At 62.4% G+C, this 19,761-nt stretch carries 13 protein-coding genes; 11 read left to right on the top strand and 2 right to left on the bottom strand.

What is annotated here, in order from left to right; genetic code table 11:
- Positions 1–86 precede the first annotated feature (86 nt).
- Both aceF and aceE read right to left on the bottom strand, forming a co-directional pair.
- Positions 87–1,715 (bottom strand): dihydrolipoyllysine-residue acetyltransferase, encoded by a 1,629-nt coding sequence (gene aceF, locus J3P88_RS27720; protein ID WP_434572797.1) that lies wholly within the window; start codon positions 1,713–1,715, stop codon positions 87–89.
- Between the two features lie 11 nt (positions 1,716–1,726).
- Positions 1,727–4,372 carry a pyruvate dehydrogenase (acetyl-transferring), homodimeric type gene (aceE, locus tag J3P88_RS27715; protein WP_053117793.1) on the bottom strand — a complete coding sequence of 882 codons (2,646 nt, stop codon included), beginning with the start codon at positions 4,370–4,372 and terminating at the stop codon, positions 1,727–1,729.
- Positions 4,373–4,754: 382 nt separating this feature from the next.
- Between aceE and glnE the strand changes: the two genes are divergently transcribed.
- From glnE to J3P88_RS27660, 11 genes are all read left to right on the top strand, one after another.
- Entirely contained in the window at positions 4,755–7,694 is a 2,940-nt protein-coding gene (gene glnE, locus J3P88_RS27710; protein WP_434572795.1) for a bifunctional [glutamate--ammonia ligase]-adenylyl-L-tyrosine phosphorylase/[glutamate--ammonia-ligase] adenylyltransferase, read from the top strand.
- A 799-nt stretch (positions 7,695–8,493) separates the two neighbouring features.
- On the top strand, positions 8,494–9,528 hold the full coding sequence (gene waaF, locus J3P88_RS27705) for a lipopolysaccharide heptosyltransferase II (RefSeq protein WP_186708080.1): 1,035 nt from the start codon (positions 8,494–8,496) through the stop codon (positions 9,526–9,528).
- A gap of 1 nt (position 9,529) precedes the next feature.
- Positions 9,530–10,588 (top strand): lipopolysaccharide heptosyltransferase I, encoded by a 1,059-nt coding sequence (waaC, locus tag J3P88_RS27700; RefSeq protein ID WP_186729492.1) that lies wholly within the window; start codon positions 9,530–9,532, stop codon positions 10,586–10,588.
- Positions 10,588–11,712, top strand: coding sequence for a glycosyltransferase family 4 protein (locus J3P88_RS27695; RefSeq protein WP_186708076.1), 1,125 nt, complete (start codon positions 10,588–10,590; stop codon positions 11,710–11,712). Before waaC ends, J3P88_RS27695 begins: the two co-directional genes overlap by 1 nt.
- Complete coding sequence (gene rfaP / locus J3P88_RS27690) at positions 11,709–12,515, top strand: lipopolysaccharide core heptose(I) kinase RfaP (RefSeq protein ID WP_186708074.1); 807 nt, start codon at positions 11,709–11,711, stop codon at positions 12,513–12,515. The genes J3P88_RS27695 and rfaP overlap by 4 nt, the downstream gene beginning before the upstream one ends.
- Complete coding sequence (locus J3P88_RS27685) at positions 12,515–13,249, top strand: lipopolysaccharide kinase InaA family protein (protein WP_250962795.1); 735 nt, start codon at positions 12,515–12,517, stop codon at positions 13,247–13,249. The genes rfaP and J3P88_RS27685 overlap by 1 nt, the downstream gene beginning before the upstream one ends.
- Positions 13,246–13,998, top strand: coding sequence for a lipopolysaccharide kinase InaA family protein (locus J3P88_RS27680; RefSeq protein WP_434572792.1), 753 nt, complete (start codon positions 13,246–13,248; stop codon positions 13,996–13,998). Before J3P88_RS27685 ends, J3P88_RS27680 begins: the two co-directional genes overlap by 4 nt.
- Complete coding sequence (locus J3P88_RS27675) at positions 13,998–15,458, top strand: lipopolysaccharide kinase InaA family protein (RefSeq protein ID WP_434572790.1); 1,461 nt, start codon at positions 13,998–14,000, stop codon at positions 15,456–15,458. The genes J3P88_RS27680 and J3P88_RS27675 overlap by 1 nt, the downstream gene beginning before the upstream one ends.
- Before the next feature lie 366 nt (positions 15,459–15,824).
- Positions 15,825–17,573, top strand: a complete 1,749-nt coding sequence (locus tag J3P88_RS27670; RefSeq protein WP_186708065.1) for a carbamoyltransferase C-terminal domain-containing protein — start codon at positions 15,825–15,827, stop codon at positions 17,571–17,573.
- Complete coding sequence (locus J3P88_RS27665; RefSeq protein WP_186708063.1) at positions 17,566–18,471, top strand: glycosyltransferase family 2 protein; 906 nt, start codon at positions 17,566–17,568, stop codon at positions 18,469–18,471. Before J3P88_RS27670 ends, J3P88_RS27665 begins: the two co-directional genes overlap by 8 nt.
- Positions 18,468–19,754, top strand: coding sequence for a capsule biosynthesis protein (locus tag J3P88_RS27660; protein ID WP_434572787.1), 1,287 nt, complete (start codon positions 18,468–18,470; stop codon positions 19,752–19,754). Before J3P88_RS27665 ends, J3P88_RS27660 begins: the two co-directional genes overlap by 4 nt.
- Positions 19,755–19,761: the final 7 nt, after the last annotated feature.

Below are 19,761 nucleotides of genomic sequence, written 5' to 3'. Positions count from 1 at the left end.
CCCGCCAAACGGACGGGGTTGAGGTACGAGCGTGGCGCTCGGAAACGGTGCGCCGAATGGCCCTCCCAAGGGAGGGCCGCCCGGTGTTACAGCAGGATGGTGCGGATGTCGCCCAGCAAGTCGCTCAGACGCTTGGTGAAGCGTGCGGCGGCGGCGCCATTGATCACTCGGTGATCGTAGGACAGCGACAGTGGCAGCATCAGCTTCGGCTGGAAGGCTTTACCGTCCCAGACTGGCTGGATGGTGGCCTTGGAGACGCCCAGGATCGCCACTTCCGGCGCGTTGACGATCGGCGTGAAGCCGGTGCCGCCAATGTGGCCGAGGCTGGAGATGGTGAAGCAGGCGCCCTGCATGTCGTCGGCGGTGAGCTTCTTGTTCCGGGCTTTTTCGGCCAGGGCAGCGGCTTCGCCAGCCAGTTGCAGCAGGCTCTTCTGGTCGACGTTGCGGATGACCGGTACCAGCAGGCCTTCCGGGGTGTCGACGGCAAAGCCGATGTGCACGTATTTCTTGCGGATCACAGCCTTGCCGCTTGGGGCCAGGGAGGCGTTGAAGTCCGGCAGTTCCTTGAGCAGGTGTGCACAGGCCTTGAGCAGCAGTGGCAGCACGGTCAGCTTCACGCCGGCCTTTTCCGCCACGGCTTTCTGCGCGACGCGGAAAGCTTCCAGCTCGGTGATATCGGCCTGGTCGAATTGAGTCACGTGCGGGATGTTCAGCCAGCTGCGGTGCAGGCTCGACGCGCCGATCTGCATCAGGCGAGTCATGGCCACTTCTTCGGTTTCGCCGAAGCGGCTGAAGTCCACCGCCGGGATCGGCGGGATGCCCGCGCCGCCGGTGGCGCCTTCGGCCGGTGCGTTCTTGGCCTTCTGCATCATGGCCTTGACGTAGGCTTGCACGTCTTCCTTGAGCACGCGACCGTGAGGGCCGCTCGGGCCTACGGCGGACAGCTCGACACCGAATTCACGGGCCAGCTGACGCACCGCAGGGCCGGCATGCACCTTGGCACCGCTAGGCGCAGGCGCAGCGGCGACAGGAGCAGGGGCTGCTTCAGCCTTGGTCGCAGGCGCGGCGGCTGGTGCTGGAGCGGCTTCAGCCTTGGCGGCTGGCGCAGGCGCGGCAGGTGCCGAGGCGCCGGCTACTTTCAGTTTCAGGATCAGGTCACCGGTGCCGACTTCGTCGTCCAGCTTGACCTCGACGCTTTCCACCACACCGGCGGCCGGCGATGGGATTTCCATGCTGGCCTTGTCGGATTCCAGGGTGATCAGCGACTGGTCGGCTTCGACGGTGTCGCCAGCCTTGACCAACACTTCGATGATCTTGGCCTTGCCCGACGAACCGATGTCCGGGACATGAATATCCTGGACGCTGGCAGCGGCAGGCGCCGCAGCGGGAGCGGGAGCCGCTTCGGCAGCCGGCGCGGCGGCAGGCTTTTCAGCCGCTGCCGGGGCAGCCGCAGGGGCGGCCGCTTCAGGCGCCGCAGCGGCGCCCTCGACTTCCAGCTCCAGCAGTTCGTCGCCTTCCTTCAAGCGGTCGCCCAGCTTCACTTTCAGGCTCTTGATGACACCGGCCTTCGGCGCAGGCACTTCCATGCTGGCCTTGTCCGATTCAAGCGTCAGGATGCTCTGGTCGGCTTCGATACGGTCGCCGACCTTCACAAACAGTTCAATTACTTCACCTTCACCGCTGCCGATGTCAGGTACGCGAATGAGTTCGCTCACGAAAATTCTCCTCAGCAGTCCAGTGGGTTGCGTTTTTCTGGATCGATGCCGAACTTGGCGATGGCTTCGGCCACCACTTTAGGTTCGATATCGCCACGGTCAGCCAAGGCTTCCAGGGCTGCCAACACAACGAACTTACGGTCGACTTCGAAGAAGTGACGCAGCTTCTTGCGGCTGTCGCTACGGCCGAAACCGTCGGTGCCCAGCACTTTGAATTCCTTGGAAGGCACCCACTGGCGGATCTGCTCGGCGAACAGCTTCATGTAGTCGGTGGAGGCGATGACCGGACCTTTGCGGCCATTCAGGCACTCTTCGACGTAGCTCAGCTTTGGCTTCTGGCCAGGGTGCAGGCGGTTGCTGCGTTCTACGGCCAGGCCGTCGCGACGCAGTTCGTTGAAGCTGGTGACGCTCCAGACGTCGGCACCGACGTTAAACTCTTCACGCAGGATCTTCGCCGCTTCACGCACTTCGCGCAGGATGGTGCCGGAGCCCATCAGTTGGACATGGTGCGCCGCTTCGCGGGTGTCTTCCTCGAGCAGGTACATGCCCTTGACGATGCCTGCTTCCACGCCGGCCGGCATGGCTGGCTGCTGGTAGGACTCGTTCATCACGGTGATGTAGTAGAAGACGTCCTGTTGCTCTTCGGTCATCTTCTTCATGCCGTCCTGGATGATCACCGCCAGCTCGTAGCCGTAGGTCGGATCATAGGTGCGGCAGTTCGGGATGGTCCCGGCCAGCATGTGGCTGTGGCCGTCTTCGTGCTGCAGGCCTTCACCGTTCAGCGTGGTACGGCCGGCGGTACCGCCGATCAGGAAGCCACGGGTACGGCTGTCGCCAGCGGCCCAGGCCAGGTCACCGATACGCTGGAAGCCGAACATCGAGTAGAAGATGTAGAACGGCAGCATCGGCTGGTTGTGGCTGGAGTACGAAGTACCGGCGGCAATGAAGGAGCTCATGGCGCCCGCTTCGTTGATGCCTTCCTCGAGGATCTGGCCCTTCTTGTCTTCGCGGTAGAACATCACCTGGTCTTTATCGACTGGCTCGTAGAGCTGGCCGACGGACGAGTAGATGCCCAATTGGCGGAACATGCCTTCCATACCGAAGGTACGGGCTTCGTCCGGGATGATCGGGACGATGCGCTGGCCGATTTCCTTGTCCTTGACCAGTTGCGCGAGGATTCGCACGAAGGCCATGGTGGTGGAGATTTCACGGTCGCCCGAGCCGTCCAGGATCGCCTTGAGGGTTTCCAGTGGCGGGGTCGGGATGCTGAAGCTCTTGGCGCGACGCTGTGGCACGAAACCGCCCAGTGCGGCACGGCGCTCGGCCAGGTAACGGGCTTCGGCGCTGCCTTCTTCAGGCTTGAAGAACGGCAGGTTTTCCAGCTCGCTGTCCTTGACCGGAATGTCGAAGCGGTCGCGGAACAACTTCAGGCTGTCGACATCGACTTTCTTGGTGTTGTGCGCGGTGTTCTTCGCTTCGCCGGCACCGGTGCCATAACCCTTGATGGTCTTGGCCAGGATGACGGTCGGCTGTTCTTTGTGGTTGACCGCCTGGTGGTACGCCGCGTAGACCTTGTACGGGTCGTGGCCGCCACGGTTGAGCTTCCAGATCTCGTCGTCGGACAGGTCGGCGACCATGGCCTTGAGTTCAGGCGAGTTGAAGAAGTGCTCGCGGACGAACGCGCCGTCCTTGGCCTTGTAGTTCTGGTATTCGCCGTCGATGACTTCGTCCATGCGACGTTGCAGGATACCGTCGACGTCCTTGGCCAGCAGTGGGTCCCAGAAGCGGCCCCAGATGACTTTGTTGACGTTCCACTGGGCGCCACGGAACACGCCTTCGAGTTCCTGGATGATCTTGGCGTTGCCGCGAACCGGGCCGTCGAGGCGCTGCAGGTTGCAGTTGATGACAAAGATCAGGTTGTCCAGCTTCTCGCGGCCGGCCAGGGAGATTGCGCCCAGGGATTCCGGCTCGTCGCACTCGCCGTCGCCCATGAAGCACCAGACTTTCTGCTTGCCTGGCTGGATGAAGCCACGGGCTTCCAGGTACTTCATGAAGCGTGCCTGGTAGATCGCCTGGATCGGGCCCAGGCCCATGGAAACGGTCGGGAACTGCCAGAAGTCCGGCATCAGCCAAGGGTGCGGGTACGAGGACAGGCCGTTGCCGTCCACTTCCTGGCGGAAGTTGTTCATCTGGTCTTCGGTAATGCGGCCTTCCATGAACGCACGGGCGTAGACGCCTGGCGATGCGTGACCCTGGAAGTAGATCAGGTCGCCGCCGTGTTCGTCGGTCGGGGCCTGGAAGAAGTAGTTGAAGCCGATGTCATACAGCGTCGCGCTGGAGGCGAAGCTGGAGATGTGACCGCCCAGGTCAGAATCTTTCAGGTTGGTACGCATGACCATGGCCAACGCGTTCCAGCGTACCAGCGAGCGAATGCGGCGTTCCATGAACAGGTCGCCAGGCATGCGTGCTTCGTGGGTAACGGGGATCGTGTTGCGGTACGGCGTGGTGATGGCGTAGGGCAGTTGCGAACCGCTGCGGGTCGCGAGTTCGCCCATACGGGTCATCAGATAATGAGCACGGTCTTCGCCTTCTTTGTCGAGAACCGATTCCAGGGCGTCCAGCCATTCCTGGGTTTCGACGGGATCGAGGTCTTGCATGGCTTGCTCCAGGGCGGAAAGGCTACCAGAATCGGTTGCCTGAGTTTGCGACTGGCCTTGTGGGCAGACGATATAAATTCTTGGATTGCCGAAGGTTGTTTCGGCGGCGTGTAGTTTTACTACAAATCGTCGGCCGTTTCAGCCTTTCGAATGTATAGACGAGTAGTAAAACTACACCTGAGCGGCTCGTGGCCCCTCGTTTCGTTGTGAGAATAATCGTTACTGTTGGTCTTTAGCCAACTCGAACAGGTAAAAACTTGATGCCGGCTGCCAATAAAATCAGATTTTCAGCTATTTATCATCTTTGTTCGACAGTCGATCAGGTAGTGTCTTTTGAAAAAACACTACATCCAGCCTTTCCCGCGCCGATCAAGGATAGACCATGAGCCTGCCTTCGCTTGTCGAAGTACCTGCGATTCTCCAGTCATTGGTCAGTCGTGCCGAGCAGTCGTTCCGTGCGGCGGTCGCCTGCCTCGACGACGATCATGGGCTGTCGGCCTGGACCCCGCAACGCTGGGAGGCGTTCAACCGCATTGCCGCCGCCAGCGACTTTGTCATCGAGCAGAGTGTTCGTGACCCGGTGATGCTCATGGAGCTGGTGCGCAGCGGCGAACTGGACCGTAGCCTGGCACCCGGCGAAATGTGTGCGCAGATCGGCGCCGCCGTCCAGGCCGCCGAAACCGAAGACGAACTGGGCCGCGTCCTGCGCCGCCAACGTACCCGCCAGCAAGTGCGGATCATCTGGCGCGACCTGACCCGCCAGGCCGATCTGGTCCAGACCTGTCGCGACCTCTCGGACATGGCCGACACCTGCATCGACCAGGCTTACCAATGGTTGTATCAGCGCCTCAGCCAGCAGTTCGGCACGCCCACCGGGCGGCGCAGCGGCGAGCCGCAGCAGATGGTCATCCTCGGCATGGGCAAGCTGGGGGCGGTGGAGCTGAACCTGTCGTCGGACATCGACCTGATCTTCGCGTACCCCGAGGGCGGTGAAACCGTGGGCGTCAAGCGGCCGCTGGATAACCAGGAATTTTTCATCCGCGTCGGCCAGCGCCTGATCAAGGCCCTCGACCCGATGACCGTCGACGGCTTCGTGTTCCGCGTCGACATGCGCCTGCGCCCCTACGGCTCGGCCGGTGCGCTGGTGCTGAGCTTCAATGCCCTGGAGCAGTATTACCAGGACCAGGGCCGCGATTGGGAGCGCTACGCCATGATCAAGGCGCGAGTGGTGGCCGGCGACCAGGTGGCCGGCGCGCAACTGCTCGACATGCTGCGTCCGTTCGTCTATCGCCGTTACCTGGATTTCTCCGCCATCGAAGCGCTGCGCACCATGAAGCAGTTGATCCAGCAGGAGGTGCGGCGCAAGGGCATGGCCGACAACATCAAGCTGGGCTCGGGCGGCATTCGCGAGGTCGAGTTCATTGCCCAGGCGTTCCAGCTGATCCACGGTGGACGCGACTTGAGCTTGCAGCAGCGACCGCTGCTCAAGGTGTTGAACACCCTGGAGGGCCAGGGTTACCTGCCGGCCAAGGTGATCGATGAGCTGCGCCAGGGCTACGAATTCCTGCGGTATACCGAGCATGCGATCCAGGCCATTGCCGATCGCCAGACCCAGATGCTGCCGGACAGCCCGCAGGATCAGGCGCGCATTGCGTTCATGCTGGGTTTTGCCGACTGGTCGGCCTTTCATGAGCGATTGATGTACTGGCGCGGGCGCGTGGCCTGGCATTTCGGCCAGGTCATCGCCGACCCGGATGAAGAAGAGGGTGGTGAAAGCGAAGTGGTGGTCGGCGGCGAATGGTTGCCGTTGTGGGAAGACAGCCAGAATGAAGAAGTGGCGTGCCGTCAGTTGGAAGAGGGCGGCTTCGTCGATGCGCCCAAAGCCCTCAAGGCCCTGGCCGTCCTGCGCGGCAGCCCGCAATTGCGCGCCATGCAGCGCTTGGGGCGCGAACGCCTGGATGCGTTCATTCCGCGCCTGCTGGCCCAGGCTGTGGAGCATGCCGATCCGGACCTGGTGTTGGAGCGGGTGCTGCCCTTGGTAGAAGCCGTGGCTCGCCGTTCGGCCTACCTTGTGTTGTTGACGGAAAACCCCGGGGCCCTGCGGCGCTTGCTGACGCTGTGCGCGGCGAGCCCGTGGATTGCCGAGCAAATCACCCGTTTCCCGCTGCTGCTCGATGAGTTGCTCAACGAGGGCCGGCTGTTCAAGCCGCCCCTGGCGCCGGAATTGGCGGCGGAGTTGCGTGAGCGCCTGACGCGCATTCCCGAGGATGATCTGGAGCAGCAAATGGAGGCGTTGCGGCATTTCAAGCTGGCGCACCGTCTGCGGGTGGCGGCGTCGGAAATCGCCGGCAGCCTGCCGTTGATGAAGGTCAGCGACTACCTGACCTGGCTGGCCGAGGCGATTCTCGAACAAGTGCTGGCCCTGGCCTGGCGCCAGACGGCCGCCAAGCACGGCGTGCCGTTGCGCACCGACGGCAGCCTGTGTGACCCGGGCTTCATTATTGTCGGTTATGGGAAAGTCGGCGGCCTGGAATTGGGCCATGGTTCCGACCTGGACCTGGTGTTCATCCACGATGGCGACCCGCAGGCAGAAACCGACGGCCCGAAACCCATCGACGGCGCGCAATTCTTCACCCGGCTTGGCCAGCGGATCATTCACCTGCTGACCGCCCAGACCAACTCCGGGCAGTTGTATGAAGTGGATATGCGCCTGCGACCGTCCGGGGCGTCGGGGTTGCTGGTCAGTTCCCTCGGGGCGTTTGCCCGCTACCAGGAGAACGAAGCCTGGACCTGGGAGCATCAGGCGCTGGTGCGAGCCCGTGTGCTGGTGGGGAGTCAGGACGTGGGCCAGGCGTTCGAAAAGGTCCGCATCCAGGTGTTGGGACGCAAGCGTGACTTGCCGACGCTGCGCCAGGAAGTCAGCGAGATGCGCGCCAAGATGCGTGACAACCTTGGCAGCAAGGCCACCGCCGCCGGGACCGCGCCGAATGCCTTCGAGGCCGCGGCGCCCTTCGACCTCAAGCAGGATGCCGGAGGTATCGTCGATATTGAATTTATGGTGCAATACGCGGCCCTGGCGTGGTCCGAAGAGCATCCGTCGCTGGTGCGCTACACCGATAACATCCGCATCCTGGACGGGTTGCAGGAAGTCGGGTTGATGCCGTCCGAAGACGCGACGCTGTTGCGCGAGGCCTACAAAGCCTACCGCTCCGCCGCTCACCGCCAAGCCTTGCAGAAAGATGCCGGGGTGATCGCAGGCGATCAGTTCGTGGATGAGCGCCGGCAGGTAGTGCGGATCTGGCGGGAGCTGGGGCTGAGCTGAAGCTTTAAATGTGGGAGCGAGCCTGCTCGCGATAGCGGAGTGTCAGGCGACATTGATGTTGGATGTCCCGGCCTCTTCGCGAGCAAGCCCGCTCCCACAATGGATTTGCGGTGCTGCACGGTGTTGGAAACGTATGCAGGGCCCCTGTGGGAGCGAGCCTGCTCGCGAAAGCGGAGTGTCAGGCGACATTGATGTTGGATGGGCCGGCCTCTTCGCGAGCAGGCTCGCTCCCACAATGGATTTGCGGTGCTGCACGGTGTTGGAAACGTATGCAGAACCCCTGTGGGAGCGAGCCTGCTCGCGATAGCGGAGTGTCAGGCGACATTGATGTTGGATGTCCCGGCCTCTTCGCGAGCAGGCTCGCTCCCACAATGGATTTGCGGTGCTGCACGGTGTTGGAAACGTATGCAGGCCCCCTGTGGGAGCGAGCCTGCTCGCGATAGCGGAGTGTCAGGCGACATTGATGTTGGATGTGCTGGCCTCTTCGCGAGCAGGCTCGCTCCCACAATGGATTTGCGGTGCTGCACGGTGTTGGAAACGTATGCAGGCCCCCTGTGGGAGCGAGCCTGCTCGCGAAAGCGGAGTGTCAACCGACAATGATGTTGGATGGGCTGGCCCTTTCGCGAGCAAGCCCGCTCCCACAGTGGATTGGCGGTGCTGCGCGGTACTTGAAACAGATGAGTACTGCCACAGTTGATTGGCGGTGTGTTGTAGATTAGGGCAACAGGCAACGACCTAAGCCACAGTGATTCTCGAGGCGGGGAGGCGTAGGCCTCCCCGTATCGTTTTTGGAAAGCACATGAATATTTTGATCGTTGGGCCCAGTTGGGTCGGTGACATGGTGATGGCGCAGACACTGTTCCAGTGTTTGAAACAGCGTCATCCGCAGTGCGAAATCGACGTCCTGGCCCCTGAGTGGAGCCGGCCGATCCTGGAACGTATGCCCGAAGTGCGCAAGGCCTTGAGCTTCCCGCTCGGCCACGGCGCGCTGGAGCTGGCGACCCGTCGGCGCATCGGTAAATCCCTGGCCGGTCAGTACGACCAGGCGATTCTGTTGCCCAACTCGTTGAAGTCGGCGCTGGTGCCGTTCTTCGCCGGCATCCCCAAGCGCACCGGCTGGCGTGGCGAGTTTCGCTACGGCCTGCTCAACGACGTGCGCAAGCTGGACAAAGAACGTTATCCGTTGATGATCGAGCGCTTCATGGCCCTGGCCTACGAACCTGGCTCCGAGTTGCCCAAGCCGTATCCGCGGCCGAGCCTGCGGATCGACCCGGTGACCCGTGACGCGGCGCTGGCCAAGTTCGGCCTGAGCCTGGATCGCCCAGTGCTCGCCCTGTGTCCAGGTGCGGAGTTCGGCGAATCCAAGCGCTGGCCGGCGGAGCACTACGCCCAGGTGGCCGAGGCGAAAATTCGCGAAGGCTGGCAAGTCTGGCTGTTCGGTTCGAAAAAAGATCACCCGGTGGGCGAGGACATCCGCTCGCGGCTGATCCCGGGTCTTCGGGAAGAGTCGGTGAACCTCAGTGGCGACACGTCCCTGGCCGAGGCCATCGACCTGCTGTCCTGCGCCGATTCGGTGGTCTCCAACGACTCGGGCCTGATGCATGTGGCTGCGGCCCTGAACCGCCCGTTGGTGGCGGTCTACGGTTCCACCTCGCCAGGCTTCACGCCGCCGTTGGCCGACCAGGTCGAAGTCGTGCGCCTGGGCATCGAGTGCAGTCCATGCTTCGATCGTACCTGCCGTTTCGGTCATTACAACTGCCTGCGCCAGCTCATGCCGCCGTCGGTGAACGAGGCCCTGGAGCGTTTGCAGGGCACCCCCGTGGAGGTCCGGTAACTTGCGGGTATTGCTGATCAAGACCTCTTCGCTGGGGGATGTGGTCCACACGTTGCCGGCGCTGACCGACGCGGCGCGGGCGATTCCCGGCATCAAGTTCGACTGGGTGGTGGAAGAAGGCTTTGCCGAAATCCCCACCTGGCACCCGGCCGTGGGCAAAGTCATTCCCGTGGCGATCCGTCGCTGGCGCAAGAACCTTTGGCAGACCATCAAGAGTGGCGAATGGCGACGTTTCAAGCAGAGCGTGCGCGCCGAAAAGTACGACCTGGTGATCGATGCCCAAGGCCTGTTGAAAAGTGCCTGGCTGACCCGCTACGTCAAGGCGCCGGTGGCTGGCCTGGATAAGGACTCTGCGCGTGAGCCCCTCGCGGCGCGCTTCTATTCGCGTCGCCTGGCCGTGGCCCGTGGTCAACATGCGGTCGAGCGGGTGCGTCAATTGTTCGCCTTGGCGCTGGGCTATGACTTACCGAAAACCCAAGGCAGCTATGGCCTCGACATCGACCGACTGGTCGAATTGCCGCGTCCTTACCCTTATGTGGTGTTCCTGCATGGCACGACCTGGGAATCCAAGCATTGGCCCGAACTTTACTGGCGCCAGCTCACCGAGCGCATGGGCCAGTTCGGCGTGGTCGTCAAACTGCCGTGGGGCAACCCTGCCGAGAAGGCCCGGGCCGAACGCATCGCCAACGGGCTGCGCAACGCCCTGGTACTGCCGAAGCTGAACCTCGGCGGCATGGGCAAGGTGCTTGCCGGGGCCCAGGCTTGCGTGGCCGTGGACACCGGTCTCGGCCATTTGGCCGCGGCCCTGGACGTGCCGACCATTTCCTTGCTCGGCCCAACCAATCCGGTGCTGACCGGCGCCTATGGCAGGGGCCAGATTCACCTCGCCAGTGATTTCCCTTGTGCGCCGTGCATGCAGAAACATTGCACTTATCCGCCAACCGCCGAGGATGCCCGGCGGTTTGACCTGAAACGCGAGCAGCCCCTGTGCTTCACGCGTCTGAACCCCGAGCGTGTTGCCAGCCACCTGAGCACGTTATTGGCTGAGGAGCCGCGCTGATGCAATTGGCTTTTGTCCTTTACAAGTATTTCCCCTTCGGTGGCCTGCAGCGTGACTTCATGCGCATCGCCCTGGAGTGTCAGCGACGCGGCCACCAGATCCGCGTCTACACGCTGATCTGGGAAGGTGACGTGCCGCCAGGCTTCGAGGTGCTGGTGGCACCGGTCAAGGCGCTGTTCAATCATCGTCGCAACGAGAAACTCAGTGCGTGGATGGAGGCCGACCTGGCCAAGCGCCCGGTGGATCGGTTGATTGGCTTCAACAAGATGCCCGGCCTGGACGTGTACTACGCCGCCGACGGCTGCTTCGAAGACAAGGCGCAGAACCTGCGCAATTCGCTGTACCGGCGCTGGGGCCGCTACCGGCATTTCGCCGAGTATGAGCGGGCCGTGTTCGCCAAGGATGCCAAGACCGAAGTCCTGATGATCTCCGAAGTCCAGCAGCCGCTGTTCATCAAGCACTACGGCACGCCGCTGGAACGTTTCCACCTGCTGCCGCCGGGCATCGCCCAGGACCGTCGCCGGCCCGCCGACGCCGACGAGATCCGCGCCGCGTTCCGGGCCGAATTCGAGCTGGCCGACGACGACCTGCTGCTGGTGCAGATCGGCTCCGGGTTCAAGACCAAGGGCGTGGATCGCAGCCTCAAGGCCCTGGCCGCGTTGCCAGCCGAGCTGAGAAAACGCACCCGGCTGTTTGTAATTGGCCAGGACGACCCCAAAGTATTCCAACTGCAAAGCGCCGCGCTGGGCCTGGGCGACAACGTGCGGTTCCTCAAGGGCCGCAGCGATATCCCGCGTTTCCTGCTGGGCGCCGACCTGTTGATCCACCCGGCGTACAACGAGAACACCGGCACCGTATTGCTCGAAGCACTGGTGGCCGGGTTGCCGGTGCTGGTCAGCGCGGTGTGTGGGTACGCCCATTACATCGCCGAGGCCGACAGTGGCCTGGTGCTGGATGAGCCGTTCGAACAAGCCCAGCTCACCGACTACCTGGGGCGCATGTTGAACGACGCCCAGGCACGGGCGGCCTGGAGCCGCAACGGTCTGGCCTTCGCCGAGACGGCCGACCTCTACAGCATGCCGCAGCACGCGGCGGATGTGATATTGGCGGAGCACGCGCAATGAAGTTGATGCTGGCCGAACCGTTCAAGAGCCTTTGGGCTGGGCGCGATGCGTTCGCCGAAGTCGAAGCGCTCAAGGGCGAGGTCTATCGCGAACTGGAGGCCCGGCGCACCTTGCGCACGGAGGTGGACGGTCGCGGTTTTTTCGTGAAGATCCACCGCGGAATCGGTTGGGGCGAGATCTTCAAGAACTTGTTCACCGCCAAGCTGCCGGTACTCGGCGCGGGGCAGGAGTGGAAGGCGATTCAGCGCTTGCAGGAAGCGGGTGTGCCGACCATGACGGCGGTCGCCTACGGCGAAAAGGGCAGCAACCCGGCGGACCAGCACTCGTTCATCGTCACCGAGGAGCTGGCGCCGACCGTCAGCCTCGAAGACTTCAGCATCGACTGGGTCAAGCAGCCGCCGCAGCCGACGCTCAAGCGGGCGCTGATCGCCGAAGTGGCGCGCATGACCGGCATGATGCACCGCGCCGGGGTCAACCATCGTGACTGCTACATCTGCCACTTCCTCCTGCACACCGACAAGCCGGTGACGCCCGGGGATTTCAAGCTCTCGGTGATCGACCTGCACCGCGCCCAGACCCGTCCTGCCATCACCACTCGCTGGCGCAACAAGGACCTGGCGGCGCTATATTTTTCGGCACTGGACATCGGTCTGACCCGCCGCGACAAACTGCGTTTTCTCAAGGGCTATTTCCAACAGCCGCTGCGTCGAATCCTCGCCGAAGAGGCTTCGCTGCTGGCCTGGCTCGAAGGCAAGGCCAACAAACTGTATGCCCGCAAGCAGCGGTACGGGGACGCGCTCTGATGTCGGGTTGGAATCTGGAACCGGCATATGCCGAGTTGGCAGAGGATTTTGGCAGCCTCGAAGCGGTGTTCGCGTTGCAAGGGGAGCGCTTGACCCGCGACCCGTTGTCCGAGGTGATCCGGGTACAGCGCAACGGCGTGAATTATTACGTCAAGCGCTACGTCGGGGCCGGCAAAGGCTTGCGGCGCTACCTGGGCAAGCCACGGGTCAAGTCCGAATGGCAGAACCTCAAGCGCTTCGCCAAATGGGGCATCCCCACCGCTGAAGTCGTGGGCTGGGGCTTGGAGCGAAACGGCGCGACCTATGCCCGTGGCGCGCTGATCACCCGCGAACTGCCGCATACCGAAGACCTCTCGGCCCTCGCCGAGCGCCACGATCCGAGGCTGGCGGACCGTGCCTGGGTCGATAACGTCAGCCGGCAACTGGCCGGTTATACGCGAACCATGCACGACCACCGCTTCACCCATAACGATCTCAAATGGCGCAACCTGCTCATCGACGACCGTTCGCAGCTGTTTCTGATCGACTGCCCGAACGGCGATTTCTGGCGCGGTTTCTGGCTCAAGTACCGTATCACCAAGGACTTGGCGTGCCTGGACAAAGTGGCCAAATACCATTTGTCGGCCACGCAGCGCCTGCGTTTTTACCTGCAATATCGCCAGCGCGACCGGCTCGATGCGTGCGACAAGAAGCGCATCCGCCACGTGGTGAGATTTTTCGAGGGGCGTGAATGACTGATTTTTTGGCCGCTGAAGACCGGGCGTTGTTGCAACGTCATGGCCTGGACAGCTTCGAGGCCTTGTGGGCGCGGCAACTGGACGCGGTGGACGAACCCAACACCTCGGGCGATGGCTGGAGCAGCGTGTTCCGCCTGGAACTGGAAGGGCAGGGTTATTACCTCAAGCGCCAGAGCAATTACCTGACCCGGACTTGGTCCCACCCGTTTGGCGAACCGAGCTTTTCCCGGGAATTTCGCAATATCAGCCGTTATCGGCAGTTGCACATTCCCGCGCTGCAAGCGGTGTTCTACGGTCAGCGCAAAGTGAACGGCGAGGCGCGGGCGGTCCTGCTGACGCGTGCGCTGGACGGCTGGGATGACCTTGATTCACTGCTGCAGCGCTGGTTGACGCTGAGTGCCGGACAACGTACAGGCATCCTTCAAGCCTGTGGTCACTTGGCGCGTCGCCTGCACAATGCCCATCAAATGCATGGCTGTTTCTATCCCAAGCATATTTTCCTGCAAGCCATCGACGGTCACTACCAGGCACAGCTGATTGACCTGGAGAAAACCCGGCCGCTGTTGTTCGGCCAACGTGACCGGGTCAAGGACCTCGAGCCGCTGTTGCGACGGGCAGGCGCCTGGAAGAGCGACGATGTGCGCCAATTGCTGTCTGTTTATCTGGAGCAGCCGCTCGACAGCGCTCTGGTCGACAGCTGGATGACCCGGCTGGCCGCCCGACGTAGCGACAAGGAGGCTCGTTGATGCTTTTGTCCGAACTGAAAAATGCCGGTCGCAATCCTGGCCTGCCCCTGAACCTGGAGCTGGCGGACGCCGCCGGCCCGGCGCAGTTGCAGTTGTTGACGCTACTGCGGGTTTTGCCAGGGCAGCGCTACGTGGGCGCCGGCATATGGCGAGGCCGCCCGGTGTTGGCCAAGTTGCTGGTGGGCAGCAAGGCACCCCGACATTTCCAGCGTGAGCTTCAAGGCGTTCGCCTGCTGGCGGAGCAGGGGCTGACGACGCCATTGCTACTGGCCGATGGCTTGAAGGAGGGCGAAGGTGGTTGGTTGCTGTTCGAGCTTCTGGAAGATGCCGAGAGCCTTGGTGACGCCTGGAAGCAGGTCGAACATCTGCCGATACTGGCGGATGAGCAAACGGCGGTGCTGGCCGAGGCCTTGGATGCGATTGCGCGGCTGCACAGCAAAGGCCTGTGGCAGGAAGACCTGCACCTGGACAATCTGCTGCGCCACGGCGGCAAGCTTTATCTTATCGATGGCGCCGGCATTCGCGTCGAAACCCCCGGCCAGCCATTGTCGCGGCAGAAGGTGCTGGAGAATCTGGGCGTGTTTTTCGCCCAGCTTCCCAAATCCATCGAGCCGTTCAACGAAGAATTACTGGTGCATTACTTGCTGGGCAACGCTGAACACGCGCTGCCCATGGAAGCGCTGCAAAAACAGATCGACAATGTGCACGCCTGGCGGCTGAAGGACTTTCTTGAAAAAGTCGGGCGCGAGTGCAGCCTTTTCAGTGTGCAGCGCGGGCCGTTCGGGCTGCGGGCGATCCGCCGTGAAGAACAGGCCGCGATGATGCCAGTGCTCGAGCAGGCCGATGCCTTGCTCGACCAAGGCCACCTGTACAAGACCGGCGGCGCGGCGAGTGTTGGAAAAGTGGTCGCGAACGGCCGCACACTGATCATCAAGCGCTACAACATCAAGGGATTCGCCCATTGGCTCAAGCGCTTCTGGCGTCCGAGCCGTGCCTGGCATGCCTGGCGCGAAGGCCATCGCCTGGCCTTCCTCGGCATCGCCACGCCCAAGCCGCTGGCGCTGCTGGAAAAGCGTTTCCTGTGGCTGCGTCGTGGTGCCTATCTGGTCACTGAGCACCTGCCTGGCCCGGATATCATCGAGCGCTTCGCCCCTTACGTGGAGAGCGGCGAAGCCCCCGAGACGGAGCTGCTGGCACTGGATCGCTTGTTCGCCGACCTCATTCGCGAGCGCATCAGTCACGGTGACTTCAAAGGGCATAACCTGTTCTGGCAAGACGACCGCTGGGCGCTGATCGACCTGGACTCCATGTGCCAGCACCGTAGCCAGGCCAGCTTCGCCCCGGCCTACGCCCGGGATCGGGCCAGGTTCATGCGCAATTGGCCGCAGGACAGTGGGTTGTATCGGGTGATCGATCAGCGGTTGCCCAAAACGGTCGATAGCGCTTCGTCCGCCCTATGAACCACAGATGAAGACCCTTTAGCTCACTTGAGGTCGCCGATGCCCCTGTGGCGAGGGAGCTTGCTCCCGCTGGGCTGCGCAGCGGCCCCCAAAAGGCCGGCGCATTCCCACAGGAAAACCGCATCAACCGGTTTACGACGGCTGCGCCGCCGAGCGGGAGCAAGCTCCCTCGCCACAGGTGCGATGCGCTGCCCTGCAAACAGCGCCAAGCAATCGTCTGCTGCACGTTCGCCACTCACCGCTAGAGGCTTAAGGCCGCTTTTAAGCTATAATCCCGCCCTTTAGCTGCCCCGCACCCTTGGTGCGCGGCACATCCATTTTTCGCGGCGCTTGTCGCCCGTATGCAGACATAAGAGGCTAGACCCTGTGGCATTGACGATTCTTGGCCTGTCCGGCGCCCTTAGCCATGATCCTTCCGCAGCGCTGTACATTGACGGCAAGCTGATCGCGGCGGCCGAGGAAGAGCGCTTCGTACGCGATAAACATGCAAAGAACCGCATGCCCTACGAGTCGGCGAAGTTCTGCCTGGAGCAGGCCGGCATCAAGCCTTCCGACGTTGATGTGGTGGCGATCCCCTTCGCCCCGATCAGCCTGTTCGGCGAAGCGCGCTGGCACTACGCCAAGCGTTACTGGTACGCCCCGGACCGCGCCCTCGACGCGATCCTGATGGGCAACCGTCGCTACAAGCGTTATCGCCGCAAGATTGTCTGGTGCCTGGAACAACTGGGCTTCGATCCGAAAAAGATCAAGATCGAACCGGTCGAGCATCACCTGGCCCACGCTTCCAGCGCCTACCACTGCTCGGGTTTCCAGGAAAAAACCGCCATCCTGGGCATCGACGGCAAGGGTGAGTACGCCACGACCTTCTTCGGCTATGGCGAAAACGGCAAGATCCACAAGATCAAGGAATTCTTCGACCCGGACTCCCTGGGTGGCCTGTACGGCGCGATCACCGAGTTCCTCGGTTTCGAAATGCTCGATGGCGAATTCAAGGTCATGGGCATGGCGCCCTACGGCGATGCCAGCAAGTACGATTTCTCGCGCCTGGCCTCGTTCGAAAACGGCGAATTGGTGATCAACACCGACTACGCCAACGTCATCGGCCTGCGCCGTTATAAAGAGAAGGGCAAGGGCTTCTACTTCTCGCCGAAGCTGATCGAGTGGCTCGGCCCGAAACGTGAAGGCGACATTGCCGACGAACCGTACATCCACTACGCGGCGAGCATGCAGGCGCTGTTCGAGAAGCTCGCACTGCAAATGATCGACCACTACCTGGGCGACGTGCTCAAGGAAACCGGCAAGCTGGCCTTCGCCGGTGGTTGTGCGTTGAACGTCAAGCTGAACCAGAAGATCATCGCCCGTGACGACGTCAAGGAGCTGTTCGTGCAACCGGCTTCCGGCGACGCCGGTACGGCGGTGGGGGCGGCGGCTTATGTGTCCCACGCCCGTGGCGTGCCGGTGGAGAAGATGGAACACGTCTACCTCGGCCCCGCCTACAGCAACGAAGATGTGATCGCCGCGTGCGCTCGTCATCCGAGCAAGCCTGAGTGGCGCAAAATCGACAACACCCCGGAGCGCATCGCCAAGATCATGGTCGACGGCAACCCCGTGGCCTGGTTCCAGGGGCGCATGGAGTTTGGCCCACGTGCCTTGGGCGGACGCTCGATCATCGGGTGCCCAAGCGCCAGCGGCGTGGCCGATCGCATCAACGAACAGATCAAGTTCCGCGAGCGCTGGAGGCCGTTCTGCCCGTCGATGCTCGACACCGTTGCGCCGCAGATGATCAAGGTCGACCACCCGGCCCCTTTCATGACCTTCACCTTTGAAGTGGCCGAGGAATGGAAAACCCGCGTGCCGGAAGTCGTCCATGAAGACGGCACCTCCCGCGCCCAAGTGCTCAAGCGTGAATACAACCCGCGCTACTACGACATGATGAAGGCCCTGGAAGTCCTGACTGGCAACGGCGTGTCGCTGAACACCTCGCTCAACCGTCGTGGCGAGCCGATGATCTGCTCGCCGACCGACGCGCTGAACATGTTCTTCGGTTCCGACCTGCAGTACCTGATCATGGAAGACATTCTGGTGGTCAAGGACGGTGTGGACGCTTATGACTGAGGTGCTGGTCAGTGTCATCATTCCGGCCTACAACTACGCCGAGACCTTGCCTCGTGCGGTGAATTCAGTCATTGCGCAGTTGAGCGAAGCCCAGGCTGAGTTGTTGGTGATCGACGATGGTTCCACCGATGCAACGCCCCAGGTCCTGGCGCAATTGCAGGCCGAACATGCCGGGGGCTTCCGAGCCCTGCGCAAGCCCAACGGCGGTTTGTCGTCGGTCCGCAACCGCGGGATTGAGGAGGCTCGGGGGCAATACCTGATCTTCCTCGACGCCGATGATGAGATGGCACCCGGTGCCCTTGCCGCGGTGACCCAGCATATAACCAGTCATCCCGAGACTCGCCTGGTCATCGGCGGCCACTGGTCGGTGTTTGCGGACGGACGTCGCGTCGAGCATGAAGTAAAACCACTACCGGCCACCCCGCGTGGGCGTGTTCGGGGTTATCTGCTGGACAAGACGGTGACGCTGTCCAACGGCGCCTGTGCAATGCATCGCGACGTATTCGGGCCGGGCAACTACCCAGAGCATCTGCGCAACGTCGAGGATATCCCGGTGTTTGCCCAGGTGCTGGCGCGTTTTCCGTGCACCGTACTCCCAAAGCCGTTGGCGCTGATCTACAAGCACGGCGACAGCATGCGCCATGACCTCAGGCAGAGCCTGGCGGCGGGCGTGGGCATGGTGGACGAAGTGTTTTCCCCGGTACGCATGCCGCAGGAACTGCAGGACCTGCGCCAAGCCTTCATGGCCCAGCGATGCCTGTCGTTGTTCCGCGATTGCTACAGTGCCGGCGACTATGCCAATGCCAAGGTTTTTTATGCCCAGGCCATTCGTACCGATCTTCGGTCTATCACGCGCTGGTCCTACACGCGCAAGGCCATCCGGTTGTTGTTCAAGTGAGCCCCTCGAGGTCTGACGACAATAGGTTCCAGGCCGACGGAAGCTGGGCCCGAAAGGCGCGTGAACTGGACCGCTATCGCTGGAAAGTGCTACGCGAGCGTCACGGTCGCCTTGGCAGTCTGTTGCGACTGGCTCGTGATGTGCTGGTGGATATCGCGATTGGACTGCGCGCCAAGGCGTGCCTGAAGCGTCCGACAGGCGCGGCACCCTGCCAAGTGCTGCTGTTGCATTCGGCCCCGAAGTCCATGGCGCTGCAGCGCAAGAACGTGCTGATCGATGCCCTGCGCAAGCGCGGCCATCAACTGACGGAGGCCGCGCTGCGCGCTCCCGCCGACGCGTGCGCCCAGCGCATGCTCGTGGCGCCGCCACAGGCCGTCCCCCTGCGTTACCTGGTCTATGCCGCCCACGCCCAATGGCTGGTGGAGACCTATCAACCCAAGGTATTGATCAACGAACGCAATGGCAGTCTCCACGCGCCGTTCCTGCGCCTGGCGTTGGCCGCGCGGGGTGCCCGGTTGCTGCACCTGGCCCATGCCACGACGTTGGAGTCATCCCGCCGGCTGGGCATGAACGACTACGATTATTACGGCGTTTTCGGGCGCAGTTCGCTGGAAGCCTTGCAAGAGCGTCGGCTGCGGTTCGGTGAGTCGACGGTGGTGCTGGTCGGTTCCTACCTTGTCGATGAAAGCTATGACCTGCCCGTCGCTGATCCCTGCATCAAGACATTGTTGGTCTTGGGGGTAGGGCCTGATCGAGAAAAAGAGTCCGGTTATGAGGATACCTATCGGCTGCTGCGCGATTGGGCCGGGCGCAATCCGCATTATCGCCTGCTGTTCAAGCGCCACCCGCGCAGCAAGGCGCAATTCTGGATCGACGCGGCGACGCGATTCGCCAACATTGAGCTGCTGGATATCGACTGCTCGCTGGCACAGGCGCTTGCCCAGGCAAGCGTAGTCGTCAATATCATGTCCAATGCCGGCATCGAGGCGGGGCTGGCAGGCCGGCCGGTGATACATGTGAATGCTGGCAACGATGTGGATATTTTTTCCCACGCGTTGTTCTTCGGGCCGCAAGTGCGCGACGAGCAGGCTTTTTCCCAGCAGTTGCAAGCGCTAGAGCGCGATTATACGGATTGCGTGGTCAGGGCCCGCGGCTTTGCCGATTATCACTTGGTGCACGGTTCCAAGGGGTTGGCAAAAACCGTCGAGCTGGTCGATGATTTGTTGCGCGACAGAGATCCCGCGCAGGACTTCGAATTATCCAGGCTGCCTGCCGCCGGCTGACTGGCGA

The sequence above is a fragment of the Pseudomonas sp. Z3-6 genome (genome assembly GCF_051131985.1).
Taxonomy (GTDB): Bacteria; Pseudomonadota; Gammaproteobacteria; order Pseudomonadales; family Pseudomonadaceae; genus Aquipseudomonas; species Aquipseudomonas zanjanensis.
The sequence above is the reverse complement of the archived record's forward strand: the minus strand, read 5'-3'. Positions and strand labels throughout refer to the sequence as shown.

Excerpts from the sequence above, each read along its gene's own strand:
- aceE (WP_053117793.1), bottom strand. The coding sequence starts at position 4,372 with ATGCAAGACCTCGATCCCGTCGAAACCCAGGAATGGCTGGACGCCCTG.
- glnE (WP_434572795.1), top strand. The coding sequence starts at position 4,755 with ATGAGCCTGCCTTCGCTTGTCGAAGTACCTGCGATTCTCCAGTCATTG.
- waaF (WP_186708080.1), top strand. The coding sequence starts at position 8,494 with ATGAATATTTTGATCGTTGGGCCCAGTTGGGTCGGTGACATGGTGATG.
- J3P88_RS27695 (WP_186708076.1), top strand. The coding sequence starts at position 10,588 with ATGCAATTGGCTTTTGTCCTTTACAAGTATTTCCCCTTCGGTGGCCTG.
- rfaP (WP_186708074.1), top strand. The coding sequence starts at position 11,709 with ATGAAGTTGATGCTGGCCGAACCGTTCAAGAGCCTTTGGGCTGGGCGC.
- J3P88_RS27685 (WP_250962795.1), top strand. The coding sequence starts at position 12,515 with ATGTCGGGTTGGAATCTGGAACCGGCATATGCCGAGTTGGCAGAGGAT.
- J3P88_RS27680 (WP_434572792.1), top strand. The coding sequence starts at position 13,246 with ATGACTGATTTTTTGGCCGCTGAAGACCGGGCGTTGTTGCAACGTCAT.
- J3P88_RS27675 (WP_434572790.1), top strand. The coding sequence starts at position 13,998 with ATGCTTTTGTCCGAACTGAAAAATGCCGGTCGCAATCCTGGCCTGCCC.
- J3P88_RS27665 (WP_186708063.1), top strand. The coding sequence starts at position 17,566 with ATGACTGAGGTGCTGGTCAGTGTCATCATTCCGGCCTACAACTACGCC.